Origin of the sequence: Longimicrobium sp. (assembly GCA_036387335.1) — a bacterium.
Classification (GTDB): Bacteria; Gemmatimonadota; Gemmatimonadetes; order Longimicrobiales; family Longimicrobiaceae; genus Longimicrobium.
This window is the reverse complement of sequence record DASVTZ010000178.1, coordinates 48,536-61,739: the sequence shown is the minus strand read 5'-3', so window position 1 is coordinate 61,739 and position 13,204 is coordinate 48,536. Positions and strand designations below refer to the sequence as shown.

At 72.0% G+C, this 13,204-nt stretch carries 9 protein-coding genes; all 9 read left to right on the top strand.

From position 1 onward, the window contains the following. The first annotated feature begins 523 nt into the window (after positions 1-523). Positions 524-856 carry a PadR family transcriptional regulator gene (locus VF647_17715; GenBank protein HEX8453927.1) on the top strand — a complete coding sequence of 111 codons (333 nt, stop codon included), beginning with the start codon at positions 524-526 and terminating at the stop codon, positions 854-856. Positions 857-861: 5 nt separating this feature from the next. Then, the gene (locus VF647_17710; protein HEX8453926.1) at positions 862-3,552 is read left to right on the top strand and encodes an ABC transporter permease; all 2,691 of its coding nucleotides are present in this window, start codon (positions 862-864) and stop codon (positions 3,550-3,552) included. An 84-nt stretch (positions 3,553-3,636) separates the two neighbouring features. After that, positions 3,637-4,563: a hypothetical protein gene (locus VF647_17705; protein HEX8453925.1), complete on the top strand. Its 927-nt coding sequence runs from the start codon at positions 3,637-3,639 to the stop codon at positions 4,561-4,563. Between the two features lie 82 nt (positions 4,564-4,645). Continuing rightward, positions 4,646-6,241, top strand: coding sequence for a TldD/PmbA family protein (locus VF647_17700; protein HEX8453924.1), 1,596 nt, complete (start codon positions 4,646-4,648; stop codon positions 6,239-6,241). A 249-nt stretch (positions 6,242-6,490) separates the two neighbouring features. Continuing rightward, the gene (gene secD, locus VF647_17695; protein HEX8453923.1) at positions 6,491-8,134 is read left to right on the top strand and encodes a protein translocase subunit SecD; all 1,644 of its coding nucleotides are present in this window, start codon (positions 6,491-6,493) and stop codon (positions 8,132-8,134) included. A 14-nt stretch (positions 8,135-8,148) separates the two neighbouring features. Then, on the top strand, positions 8,149-9,141 hold the full coding sequence (secF, locus tag VF647_17690; GenBank protein ID HEX8453922.1) for a protein translocase subunit SecF: 993 nt from the start codon (positions 8,149-8,151) through the stop codon (positions 9,139-9,141). Positions 9,142-9,217: 76 nt separating this feature from the next. Then, entirely contained in the window at positions 9,218-10,012 is a 795-nt protein-coding gene (locus tag VF647_17685) for a TatD family hydrolase (protein HEX8453921.1), read from the top strand. Positions 10,013-10,403: 391 nt separating this feature from the next. After that, positions 10,404-12,164 (top strand): DNA mismatch repair endonuclease MutL, encoded by a 1,761-nt coding sequence (mutL, locus tag VF647_17680; GenBank protein HEX8453920.1) that lies wholly within the window; start codon positions 10,404-10,406, stop codon positions 12,162-12,164. Beyond that, positions 12,161-13,099: a tRNA (adenosine(37)-N6)-dimethylallyltransferase MiaA gene (gene miaA / locus VF647_17675; protein ID HEX8453919.1), complete on the top strand. Its 939-nt coding sequence runs from the start codon at positions 12,161-12,163 to the stop codon at positions 13,097-13,099. Before mutL ends, miaA begins: the two co-directional genes overlap by 4 nt. The last annotated feature ends 105 nt before the right edge of the window (positions 13,100-13,204 follow it).

The following is a 13,204-nucleotide window of genomic DNA, read 5'->3' as shown; positions in this document are numbered from 1 at the left end:
CTCGCGGCCCCTCCCCCCAAACCGCCTGGGGGAGGGGCGTTTCGTGTGCATTCGCGTGCGGTGTCATGGGGCGGCGCCGGGGCGGGCACGGGCAGCCACGTGGGGCGGCCCCTACGGGGTTCGGGGTGCGGGGGGCGAAGGTCCGGGGCGCGGCAGGGGTGGGCAGACACGCAGGTCTGCCCCTACGGCATCGGTGCGAAAGGCGGAGGCACGGCGGGGCGGAGGTGGGCGCGATGACACGCGTTTAGCGTCGCGCAGGCGGCGCGCGGATGACGGCGATCTCCCCCCTCTCCCAGCAGTTTGGGAGAGGGGGGCCGGGGGGGTGAGGGCCCTCGACCAGCGCCGCTCCCCCTCATCCGAGTTATCACCCACATCGGCTAAATAACTGCTATTTAACCCACTGCACCGCGCACTTCACATCACTTCTAATCCGCCTGCCAGCTTCGCAGCGCCTGTCCAGTCCACTTCCCTTGCGCTTCTACAAGAGAGTCCGCATCCTATACGCGACCTCTACAGGGACGCCATGACCGACGATCGGATCGACCTGCCGCAGGGGACGCTGGACCTGCTCATCCTGAAGGCCATCTCGGTGGAGCCGATGCACGGGTGGGCGATTTCGGAGCGCATCCGGCAGGTGTCGAGGGAGGCGCTGCAGGTGCCGCAGGGGTCGCTCTATCCGGCGCTGCACCGGCTGGAGCGGCGCGGGTGGATCGCCGCCGCGTGGGGCACGTCGGAGAACAACCGCAGGGCCAAGTTCTACGAACTCACCCGCTCCGGCCGCAGGCAGTTGGATGCGGAGGCGCACGCGTGGGCGCGGCTCACGAGCGCCGTGTCGCTGGTCCTCGAGATGGGCTGACCGGGATGCTGAGCGAGTTCTGGAGCGACGTGCGCTACCGCATGCGCGCGCTGCTGGACCGCGACCGGCTCGAGCGCGAGCTTGACGCGGAGCTGCACTTCCACATCGAGCGCGAGGCCGAGCGGCACGAGCGCGCCGGGCTCTCGCGCCAGGACGCGCTGCGCCGTGCGCGCGCCGAGTTCGGGCACCTGGACCGCGTAAAGGAAGCGAGCCGCCGCGCGCGCGGCACCATGGCGCTGGAGTCGCTGCTCCACGACCTGCGCGTGGCGGCGCGGCGGCTCCGGCGGGCACCCGGCTTCGTGGCCGCCGCGGTGCTGGTGCTGGCGCTCGGGATCGGCGCGACGACGGCGGCGTTCAGCCTGGTGGATGCCGTGCTCCTAAAGCCGCTGCCGTACCCGAAATCGGACCGGCTCGTGCGGCTCACCCACACCGCGAGCCTCGCCGGCCGTTCCAACGTCGACCAGTCCGACGCAACGGTGATGCTGTACCAACGGCACGCGGCCGCGTTCGACGGCATCGCCGCGTGGTGGGCGGACAACGTGGACGCCAACATCGAGCCCTCCGCGCCGGGAGAGACGCCGGGACGCGCCCGCATCGCGCGGGTCACGGCGAACCTGCTGGACGTGCTGGGGGTGCGGCCGGCGCTGGGGAGGGGCTTCAGGCCCGGCGAAGATCGCGAGGGCGCGGCGCGCGTCGTCCTGCTTTCCGACCGGCTCTGGCGCGAGCGGTACCACGGCGACCACGGGGTGATTGGGCGGCGGATTATGGTCAACGAGGTGCCGCGCACCATCGTCGGAGTCATGCCCCCGCGCTTCGCGTACCCGGCGAACGGCGTGGACCTCTGGATCCCGCTCACGCTCGATCCAATCGGCACTGAGGCGGCGCGCTTCCGGTTCGTGGGCGTGGGGCGGCTGCGCGACGGCGTCTCCTCGGCCGGGGCGCGCGCCGATCTGGCCCGCGTGCTCGCGCTACTCCCCGGCGAGTTCCCCGGCGACCCCGCCGCGTCCGTCCTGGCGCAGGCGCACGTGGTGCCGCGGGTCGAGTCGCTCCGCGACGCCATCGTGGGGCGCGCGGCGGGGCTCGTCTGGATGCTGCTGGCGAGCGTGCTCCTCGTGCTCGTGGTTGCGTGCGCCAACGTGGCGGGGCTCTTCCTGGTGCGCGCCGAGCACGCGCAGGTGGAGCTGGCCGTGCGCGGCGCGCTGGGTGCGCCCGCGCGCAGCCTGATGACGCAGGCGCTGGCCGAGTCGGTGCTGCTCAGCGCGCTCGGCGGTGCGCTCGGATCGCTGCTGGCCGCCGCAGCGCTGCGGGCCGTGGTGCGGGCGGGAGGCGCGTGGCAGGTGCCTCGCCTCCACGAGGTCGCGTTGGATTGGCGCACGCTGGCCTTTGCGCTCGGCGCCACGGTGCTGTGCGCGCTGTGCGTGAGCCTCCTGCCGCTGCTGCGTGCTCGTCGCGTGGAGATCGCCACCGTGCTGCGGGAAGCGGGGCGGGGGCCCGCCGGCGACGTGGGGCGCCAGCGCGCGCGCAACGCGCTCGTCGTCGCGCAGACGGCGGTGGCGCTGGTGCTCGTGGCGTCGTCGGGGCTCATGACGCGCAGCCTGATGCGGCTGAACGCGGTCACGCCCGGCTTCGTGGCGGATGACGTCGCCGTCTCGCGGGTGCTCCTTCCGCTGGCGAAGTACGGGACGGGCGCGTCGAGAGCGGCTTTCATGCAGGAGGCGCTGGCTAGGGTGCGCGCGGTGCCCGGCGTGCGCGACGCGGCGGTCACCGACCGGGTGCCGCTGGGCACCGACCGCTGGACCGCGGAGATCGAGGTGGAAGATCGCCCGCTGCCGGCCCCGGCCGCGGGCGTCACGCACGGCGCCGTCACGGTCGACAGCCACTTCTTCGCCACCGCCCGCATCCCGCTCCTGCGCGGCCGCACCTTTGGGACAATGGACGACGCGGGGGCCGCGGGCGAGGCGATCGTGAGCCGGGCCTTCGCGGTGCGGTACTGGAGGGGCGAGAACCCGGTCGGCAAGCGCATCCGCACGGCGGGCGGCGCGTGGCGCACGGTGGTGGGCGAGGCCGGGGACGTGCACTACGAGGCGCTCGACAAGCCCGCCGACGACGTCGTGTACCTGCCCGTGGTGAGGGCGGACAGCGCGACCGCGCCGTACCTGGTCGCGCTCCTCGCCCGCACCGAGCCGGGTCGCGCCGCCGCCACGGTCGGGGCCATCCGCCACATCGTGCGCGAGCTGGACCCGGCGCTCCCGACCTTCGACGAGGGGACGCTCGACGATGTGGTGAGTCGTGCGTCGGCGCCCGCGCGCGCGCTCGTGGTGCTGCTCGGCGTGGCCAGCGGCGTGGCGCTGACGCTGGGCGCGGTGGGGCTGTATGGCGTGGTGGCGTACGGGGTGAGCGTGCGGCGGCGCGAGATCGGCGTGCGCATGGCCCTCGGCGCCCGCCCCGCCGACGTGAGCCGCGCCGTGTCGCTCGGGGGCCTGCGCCTCGCCGCCGTCGGCGTGGCGATCGGCGTGGCGTGCGCGGTCGCGTTCACGCGGCTGCTGCGCGGGCTGCTGTACGACGTGAGCGCGACCGACCCGTGGGTGCTCGGCCTCACCGCCCTCACACTCCTCGGCGTCGCGTTCGTCGCGAGCTGGCTCCCCGCGCGCCGCGCCGCCGCCGTCGATCCCGCCGAGGCGCTCCGCTCGGCCTGATGAAAACCGTGGGCGCGCAGGCGCCCCGACCCCGGCCCTGAGCTCGTCACGGCCGAACCGCACCCCATCCTTCCTGGAGAGTACATGCCGAAGCTGGATTCGCTGCTGGAGAACCCGCGCGCCGCCGGGGTCGCGTGCGCCATCGCGGCCACCGGTCTGGGGATGGCGTACATGGCCGCCGCCGGCGCGCCGTCGCTCTACCTGGCCGTCAACGTGCTGGCGCTGCTGATGGGGCTCGCGTTCATGGGACTGCTGCGCCCCGCTGCCGGGGAGGCGCGCATGATGCCGCCCGTGGTGGTGCTGGCTTTCAGCGGGGTGCTGCTCGCGACGGCGCTCTTCGGCCCGTCGGTGGAGGGTGCCTCCCGCTGGTTCCGGGTCGGAGGCCTGTCGCTTCAGATGAGCCTCATCCTCCTCCCGTCGATGCTGGTGGCGTTCGCGCGCAGGCGGGACGTCCTCTCCACGGTGGGAATGATCGTGGCCGCGGTGGCGCTCGCGGCGCAGCCCGACCGCGCGATGTCGGCCGTGCTCGCGGCATCGCTGGCGGTGCTCGCGGTGCGCAGGGCGGACAAGGAGGTGCTGGCGGCGCTCGGGGCCGCCGTTGCGGGGTTCGCGGTGACGGTGGTTCGCCCGGACACGCTGCCCGCGGTGCCGTACGTGGACCGGATCCTCTACACGTCGTTCGGCGTCCATCCGCTGGCGGGGGTGGCCGTCGTGGGCGGCGCGCTCCTGCTCGCCGTCCCGGCGCTCGCGGGGCGGAAGCTGGACGCGCGCGGCGGCGACGCCTGCGCCGTGTTCGCGGTCGCGTGGCTGGGGATGGTGCTGGCCGCGGCGCTCGGCAACTATCCCACGCCGCTCGTGGGCTACGGCGGAAGCTCGGTGCTGGGGTACGTGCTGAGCCTGGCGTTCCTGCCCGGGAAGGTGCCCTCCGCCGCCACCGTGGATGCTATGGAGCGGGACGAGGAGCCAGCCGGGGGAGGGACGGGCTTCGACTTCCAGGTGGCCATCGCGTGAGGCGCGCCCCCCGTTGCTGACGGAGGGCGGGTGCGGTATCATCCGGCACATCCCAGACGATCCCCGCACCCACGCTCCGCGCATGAAACGCAGAGAGTTCCTCCTCCGCAGCGCAGGGGGCGCCGCGCTGGCGCTCGCGCCGTCGCAGCTCCGCGCCGCGGGGCAGCTGCACGATGACCCGGACTACAAGGCGCTCACCGGGCGCGCGCTGGATGCGGCGCGCAGGGCCGGCGCGAGCTACGCGGACGTGCGCATCACCCGCAACCGCAGCCAGTCGATCGCCACGCGCGAGCGGCGCATTACCGGCTTCGACGACGGGGAGACGTTCGGGTTCGGGGTGCGGGCGCTGGTGAACGGGGCGTGGGGGTTCGCCGCGTCGCGCGACCTGACGCTGGAGGAGGTGGAGCGGGTGGCGCGGTCGGCGGCGTCGCAGGCGCGGGCCAGCGCGGCCACCCTGCGCCGCCCCGTGGAGCTCGCCCCCGCGGAGGTGCATCGCGACGTCACCTGGCGCTCGCCGATCCAGACCGACCCGTTCGACATCGCCATCGAGGAAAAGGTGGCGCTGCTGCTGGGCGCCAATGAGGCCGCGCTCCGAGTGCAGGGCGCGCGCTTCGTCACGTCGTCCGTCTTCTTCCTCCGCGAAGAAAAGACGTACGCCAACACGGACGGATCGTACATCACGCAGACGATCTTCCGGTCGTATCCGCAGATGAACGTAACGGCGGTGTCGGCCGATGGATCGGACTTCCAGACGCGCATGTCCACCGACGTGCAGCCGATGGGGCTGGGGTACGAGCACGTGCGCGCATCGCGGCTGGCGGAGAACGCATCGCGCTGGGCGGAGGACGCCGTCAAGAAGCTTTCCGCGAGGCCGGTGGAGCCGGGGCGCTTCGACCTGGTGCTCCTCCCCTCGCACCTCTTCCTCACCATCCACGAGTCGATCGCGCACCCCACCGAGCTGGACCGCATCATGGGGTACGAGGCCAACTTCGCGGGGACGTCGTTCATCAGCCCCATCCAGGACTTCCTGGGGAAGTTCCGCTACGGGCCCGCCAACTTCAACATCCAGGCGGAGCGCAGCGCCCCCGGCTCGCTGGCCACGGTGGGGTACGACGACGAAGGCGTGCGGCCGGACGAGTACCTGATCGTCAAGAACGGCATCCTCAACGACCTGCAGACGACGCGCGAGCAGGCGCCGCTGCTGGCGGACTGGTACCGGCAGCAGGGGAAGCCGGTGCGCAGCCACGGCAACTCGTACGCGCAGAGCTGGAGCGACGTGCAGTTCCAGCGCATGCCCAACGTCAACCTGATGCCTAACCCCGAGCGCGACGTCACGCTGGACGAGCTGGTGGGCGGCGTGCAGGACGGCATTCTGATTGAGGGGCGCGGCTCGTACTCCATCGACCAGCAGCGCTACAACGCGCAGTTCGGCGGGCAGACCTTCCACGAGATCAAGAACGGCAAGGTCGGCGGCATGCTCAAGGACGTGGCGTACCAGATGAGGACGCCCGAGTTCTGGAACGCGGTGGACGGCATCGGCGGACGTAGCAGCTACTTCGTGGGCGGCTCCTTCAACGACGGCAAGGGACAGCCGTCGCAGTCCAACGCGGTGTCGCACGGGTGCCCGCCGGTGCGCGTGCGCAAGATCAACGTCATCAACACCGGCCGCCGCGGGTAGATCGCCCCGGCGGGACCCTTGCGCGGCGGCGCGTGTACCGATGCCGCGCGGGGTTAATCGTGCCGCTGGCAACGCGTTGTGAGCACCGGCCCTACCGCCGCGCGCCGCCGTCGCAGGTTGACGGGGGAGCGCGGCGGGGGTTAGTTTTGCAACTTCTCGCGCGACAATCGCTTCCATGGTTACCGGCGTTTCCTCCAACCCCCCTCCGGGAGTCCGTACTCTCCGATGTTTCAGACGCTAAGAGCCCGCGTGGCGCTCATCCTCCTGGCCATCGCGGCCAGCTCGTTCTTCCTGTACCGCAACTACTTGCGGGAGGACACGACCGGCAAGCGCATCGGGCAGATTGTCACCCTCGGCCTGGACCTCCAGGGCGGGAGCCACTACGCCCTGGAGCTGGATGATTCCCGCGCCAAGCTCGCTCCGTCGGAGCGCGCGGACGCCGTGGAGCGTGCGCTGAAGGTGGTTCGCATGCGCGTCGACGAGCTGGGCACCACCGAGCCGGTGGTGCAGAAGGCCGGCAACGACCGCATCATCGTGGAGCTTCCGGGGCTCCAGGACCAGAGCCGCGCCAAGGAAGTCCTCCAGAAGACCGCGTTCCTGGAGTTCCAGATCGTCCGGCCGCTCACCGAGCTGCAGGGCGCCCTGCCGCGCCTGGACGCCGCGGTCGCCCGCGCGTTCCCCGACGCGTCGAAGCCCGGCGCCGCCGAGGCTCCCGCGAACCCGGTCGGCGGGATCCTGCAGACGGCGCCCAAGGCGGACAGCGCCCGCCCCGACAGCGCCGGCGACAGCACGGCGGTCGCCGCGAACACCACCGGAGCCAAGGGCGACAAGCCCGACGCCGCGGCCGCGGGCACCCCGTTCAGCTCCAAGCTGGCCCCCGGCGAGCCCGGCGCGCTCGCGGTGAAGACGTCGGACACGGCGCAGGTCGCCCGCTGGCTGCGCCACCCCGAGGTGCAGCGCGCCCTGCCGCGCGGCACCACGATGCTGTGGGCCGTTCCCGAGGCGGAGGAGAACCCGGAGTACCGCACGCTCTGGTTCGTGGACAACGCGGCGATCATGACCGGCGAGAACCTGCAGAACGCGCAGGCGCAGGGCGACCAGTTCGGCCGCCCCGTGGTGAGCTTCGAGCTGAGCCGCGCGGCGGGCCGCAAGTTCGAGAAGGCGACCGGCGCGCACATCAACGAGCAGATGGCGATCGTGCTGGACGACCGCGTCTACACGGCGCCCAGCATCCGCGGCCAGATCGGCTCGCACGGGCAGATCGACATGGGGAGCGCCAAGCTGGAGGACGCCTCCGAGCTCGCGCTGGTGCTCCGTGCCGGCGCCCTTCCGGTGCCGCTGCGCATCGTGGAAGAGCGCAGCGTGGGCCCCTCGCTCGGCGCCGACTCCATCAACCACGGGATCATCGCCGGCATCGTGGGGATCGTGGCGGTGGTGCTCATCATGGTGGGCGTGTACAAGCGCTCCGGCTTCCTCTCGGTGGTGGCGCTCGCCATCTACGTTCTCCTTACCCTGGGGATGCTCGCCGCGCTGGACGCCACGCTGACCTTCCCCGGGATCGCGGGACTGATCCTCTCGGTGGGGATGGCGGTGGACGCCAACGTGCTGATCTTCGAGCGCATCCGCGAGGAGCTGGACGCGGGGCGCAACACCAAGACGGCGATCAACGAAGGGTTCCACCACGCGCTGCGGGCGATCATCGACTCGGCCGTGACCACCCTGATCACCTCGGCAATCCTGTTCTACACGGGCACCGGCCCCATCCGCGGCTTCGCGGTGACGCTGGCACTCGGCGTGGTGGCCTCGATGTTCACCGCGATCTTCACCACGCGGACGCTGATGATGCTCGACCTCGGGCGTCAGTCGGCGGCTACGCAGAAGCTTTCGATCTAAGGGGAGCGAAGACGATGCGATTCTTCCAGAACGCCAGCTACCCCTTCCTTGAGTGGCGGAAGCGTGCGTACCTCGCCACGGCACTGATGCTCCTGGTGGGGATCGGCGCCATGGCCGCGCACACCGCGGCCGGGCGCGCGTGGCTCAACTACGGGATCGACTTCACCGGCGGCACCGTGGTGCAGGTGCGGTTCAAGCAGGCCGCGCACGCGGAGGACGTGCGCGCGGCGGCCGTGGCGGCCGGCCACAGCGACTGGGAGATCACCCAGTTCGGCGGCGCCAACGAGTTCGAGATCCGCACCCCGTCGCGCTCCTTTTCGCAGGAAGCCGGGCGTGACGCGCAGAGCCGGGTGCGGCAGGCGATGGGTGCCCGCTTCGGCGCGGAGAACGTGACCATCGCCCGCACGGAGGCGGTGGGCCCGCGCGCCGGCGCCGAGCTGCAGAGGAACGCGCTCTGGGCGATCCTCCTGTCGTTCGCGGTCACCCTGATCTACCTGTGGATCCGCTTCGAGTGGCGCTTCAGCCTCGCGGCGATCATCGCCACGGCGCACGACATCGTCATCACCCTCGGCTTCCTGGCGCTCACCCGCACGGAGGTGTCGCTGGGGACGGTGGCGGCCGTGCTGACGGTGGTGGGCTACTCGATGCACGACACGATCATCGTGTTCGACCGCGTTCGCGAGGACCTGCAGAAGCCCCGCGGCGGCCGCACGTTCATCGCCATCCTGGACAAGGCGATCAACGAGACGCTCCCGCGCACCATCCTTACGGTGGGCACGGTGCTGGCGACCCTGCTGGCGCTCCTCTTCTTCGGCGGCCCGGTGATCTACCCGTTCGCGCTGGTGATGGTGGTGGGGATCTCGATCGGTACCTTCTCGTCGGTCTTCGTCGCCTCGCCCGTGCTGTACGAGATCCAGCGCCGCTGGCCTCGCAAGGAGCCGAAGCGCGAGCAGGCGGCCCATTCCACCTCGCGCAGCCGGGAAGCGGCGGAGCGGGTCAGGGTCTGACGCTGGCTGGACGAAGCACCCTGGCGGGCCGCCGCGGATCATCCGCGGCGGCCCGCTTTCCTTTTACGGCGGACGGATGATGTTGATCGACACGCATGCCCACCTGGCGGACGAGCGCCTCCTTGCGGACGTGGACGGAGTCGTGGAGCGCGCGCGTGCGGCGGCGGTGGAGACCATCGTCGCCATCGCCACGGGCGTGGAGGACGCGCGCGTGGTGGTGGCGCTGGCGGAACGCTTCCCGGGCGTCTACGCCACGGCCGGCATCCACCCGCACGCCGCCTCGACGGCTACGGATGAGGCATTCGCCGCCGTCCGCGCCCTTCTCGACCATCCGCGCGTCGTCGCCATCGGCGAGGCGGGGCTGGACTACCACTACGACTTCGCCCCGCGCGACGTGCAGCGCGCATCCTTTCTGCGCCACCTTGCGCTGGGCCGCGAGACGGGGCTCCCCGTCATCGTCCACGCGCGCGAGGCGGACGAGGACCTGCGCGCCCTGCTGCGCGAGGGCGGGGCGGGGACGCGCGGCGTGCTGCACTCCTTTTCGAGCGGCGCGGATCTGCTGGAGGACGCGCTGGCGCTCGGCTGGTACGCGTCGTTCAGCGGGATGGTGACGTTCAAGAACTTCGCCGCCGCCGACCTCCTCCGCCGCGTCCCCGCCGACCGCATCCTGGTGGAGACGGACGCGCCGTACCTCGCCCCCGTCCCGCACCGCGGCAAGACCAACGAGCCCGCCTTCGTCGCCCACACCGCCCGGGTGGCCGCCATGCTGCGCGGCGAGGATCCGGAGGAGTTCGCGGCGCGGACGACGGCGAATGCGCGGGCGTTGTTCGGGGTGGGGGGACCGGCGGATAAACCTGAGACCGGCGGTTGAAACCGCTGCAACAACGGCGGGAAACCTGCCTTCGCAGGTTTTGTGGGGTGGGTGGGCCGTCGCTGGCACCGGGGGATGAAATGAATCCCCCGACTGGAACTACGCGAAGACCGCTGAAGCGGTCTCGAGCGCTGCAGCCAATCCGCGAAGGCGGATTTCGCGCGGTTCCAGCCGCGAATTCATTCGCTCCTGGACCGGCGGTGCCGGCCTCTCGCACGCGCCGGCACCGCACGCCCGGCGCGAATCCCGCCCGCGAGTCCGCGCAGGCGGACTTTGTGCTGTTGTTGCCGCGAGTTCACTCGCCCGGGCCGCACCTGGCCAAACCCCACCTTGTCCCCCGCCACCCCCGCCTGTACTTTCCCCACCCGAATCCACCCCGAAAGAAGCCCGAATGCCGCGCCGGATCCACATCCTCCCCGAGAAGCTCGCGAACCAGATCGCCGCCGGGGAGGTGGTGGAGCGGCCCGCGTCCGTCGTCAAGGAGCTGATGGAGAACGCGCTCGATGCCGGCGCGTCGCGCGTGGACGTGGTGATCCGCAACGGGGGCAAGACGGAGATCCGCGTGGCGGACGACGGGTGGGGGATGGGGCGCGAGGACGCCCTCCTCGCCGTCGACCGCCACGCCACCAGCAAGGTGAGGACGGAGGCGGACCTGGCCGCCATCCGCACCCTCGGGTTTCGCGGCGAGGCGCTTCCGTCGATCGCGTCGGTGTCGCGGGTGGTGCTGGAGACGGCGGAGCGCGATGGCGACGGCACGCGCGTGGTGGTGACGGCCGGGCAGCTCGCGGCCGTGGAGGAGTGCGCAAGACGGACCGGGACCACGGTGTCGGTGCGGAGCCTGTTCTTCAACGTTCCCGCGCGCGCCAAGTTCCTCCGCTCCAGCGCCGCCGAGAACCGCGCCGTCGGCGAGGTGGTGACGACGCTCGCGCTGGCTACGCCCGCGGTGGCGTACACGCTCGACATGGGCGGGCGTGACCCGCTCAACCTTCCCGTCGCGTCCAGCGTGGCGGAGCGGGTGGCGGCGATCTGGGGCAACGAGTCGGCGGACGAGATGATCTCGGTGGCGCACCGCGGCGGCGGGATCACGCTCACGGGGCTCATCCAGCGGCCGGACGACGCGCGCCCCGCCAACCGCCGCACCTACCTCTTCGTCAACGGAAGGTCGTTCGGCGACCGCGCGCTGATCCGCGCGGCGGACCGGGCGTACCGCACCACGATCCCGCACGGCGTCTATCCCTCCCTCTTCCTCTTCTTCGAGGTGCCGGACGGCGAGGTGGACGTCAACGTGCACCCCGCCAAGGCCGACGTCCGCTTCCGCGACCGTCCGGCCGTGGAGCGCATCCTGGAGGAAGGGATCCGCGCCGCCCTCGCCGGTCTGGACAGCACGCCCAGCATCGGCGCGCGCGCCGCGCCCGATCCGCAGACGGTGTACGAGCCGACGGCGCAGGCGGGGGTCACGTCCGTGCGCGAGCCGGAACCCGTCGCGGAGCCGCAGATGACGCTCTTCGTCACGGGCTCCGCGCAGCCGTCCAGCACGCCCGCGGCGCCGGAGACGCTGGGGGAGATGCTGGGATCCGCGCCGGTGATGTGGCAGGTGCACAACACCTACATCATCGCGGAGACGCGCACGGGGCTCGTGCTGGTGGACCAGCACTCGGCGCACGAGCGGGTGCTGTACGAGGAGATCGTGGGCGGCTTCGGAACGCGGCAGTTCTCCAGCCAGCGCCTTCTCTTTCCCCTCACCCTGCGACTCTCCCCCGCGGAGTACGCGCTGGTGGAGCAGATCACGGGGCTGCTGGAGGGCGCCGGCTTCCAGGTGGAGCCGTTCGGCGGGCGCTCGGTGATCGTCCACTCCGTCCCCACGCCGCACCCGTACTTCGACGCGGAGCGCTGCCTGCGCGAGATGGTGGCGGAGCTGACCGAGGGATCGCCGCTGGTGGACTCCGCGCGGACGCAGCACCAGCGCATTGCCCTGTCGATGGCGTGCAAGGGCGCCATCAAGGCCGGGCAGAAGCTGTCGCAGCGCGAGATGAGCGAGCTCTTCGACCGCCTCTTCGCCACCGAGCTGCCGTACCACGACATCCACGGGCGCCCCACCGTGGTCCAGCTCTCGCTGACGGAGCTGCACCGGAGGTTCGGGAGGAGCGGGTGACGGAGGCGCTGGCCATCACTGGGCCCACGGGCTCGGGGAAGACGGCGCTCTCCATCGAGGTCGCGCGGCGGCTCGACGGCGAGATCGTGTCGATGGACTCGCGCTCGGTGTTCCGCGGGATGGACATCGGCACCGCCAAGCCGACTCTTGCGGAGCGCGGCGAGATCCCGCACTGGGGGATCGACCTGGTGGAGCCGTCGGAGCGCTTCGGCGCCGGGCGCTGGGCACGGTATGCGCGTGAGAAGGTGGCCGAGATCCGCGCGCGCGGCCGCGTGCCGATGCTGGTGGGGGGGACCGGGTTCTTTCTGCGCGCCCTCACGCACCCCATCTTCGGCGAGCCGGTGCTGGACCCGGCGGCGCGCGCGCGGGTAACCCGCATGATGGAGCGGATGGACGACGCCGAGCTCCTCCGCTGGCTTGCGCCGCACGACCCGGAGGCGGCGGAGAGGCTGAGCCGCGGCGGCGGGCGGCAGCGGCTGATGCGGGCGTTGGAGGTGGCGCTGCTCACGGGCCGCTCGCTCACCTGGTGGCAGCGCAACTCCCCCCCGGAAGCGCCCCCGATGGAGGTGCTCCCCGTGGTCCTCGAGGTGCCGCGCGATTTGCTGTACGCGGGGATCAACCGGCGCATGACGGAGATGGCGGAGGCGGGGCTGGTGGAGGAGGTGCGCGCGCTGGTGGCCCGCTACGGCGAAGCGGCGCCCGGGCTGAACGCGCACGGTTACGCGGAGCTGATGCCGTTCCTTCGCGGCGAGCGGTCGCTTGAGGATGCGCTGGAGCTGGCCCGCAAGAACACGCGCGACTACACGCGCAGGCAGCTCACCTGGTACCGCACGCAGTTGCCGCCGGGGGCGGTTTGGCTGGATGCGACGCGGCCGCGTGCGGAACTGGCGGACGTAATCGTTTCCGCGTGGGGGGAGAGGGTGGGGGCGGGGTAGGCCGGCGGCGGTGCGGGGGAGGGCACGGGCGGCCACGCGGGGCCGCCCCTACGGGATTTGTGTGCGAGGGGCGGGCGTCGGGGTGGGGGCGAGGGTGGGCAGACA

What these genes read in the sequence shown, in the direction of transcription:
- VF647_17685 (HEX8453921.1), top strand. Translation starts at nt 9,218, where the DNA reads ATGATGTTGATCGACACGCATGCCCACCTGGCGGACGAGCGCCTCCTT.
- VF647_17705 (HEX8453925.1), top strand. Translation starts at nt 3,637, where the DNA reads ATGCCGAAGCTGGATTCGCTGCTGGAGAACCCGCGCGCCGCCGGGGTC.
- VF647_17715 (HEX8453927.1), top strand. Translation starts at nt 524, where the DNA reads ATGACCGACGATCGGATCGACCTGCCGCAGGGGACGCTGGACCTGCTC.
- secF (HEX8453922.1), top strand. Translation starts at nt 8,149, where the DNA reads ATGCGATTCTTCCAGAACGCCAGCTACCCCTTCCTTGAGTGGCGGAAG.
- VF647_17700 (HEX8453924.1), top strand. Translation starts at nt 4,646, where the DNA reads ATGAAACGCAGAGAGTTCCTCCTCCGCAGCGCAGGGGGCGCCGCGCTG.
- mutL (HEX8453920.1), top strand. Translation starts at nt 10,404, where the DNA reads ATGCCGCGCCGGATCCACATCCTCCCCGAGAAGCTCGCGAACCAGATC.
- VF647_17710 (HEX8453926.1), top strand. Translation starts at nt 862, where the DNA reads ATGCTGAGCGAGTTCTGGAGCGACGTGCGCTACCGCATGCGCGCGCTG.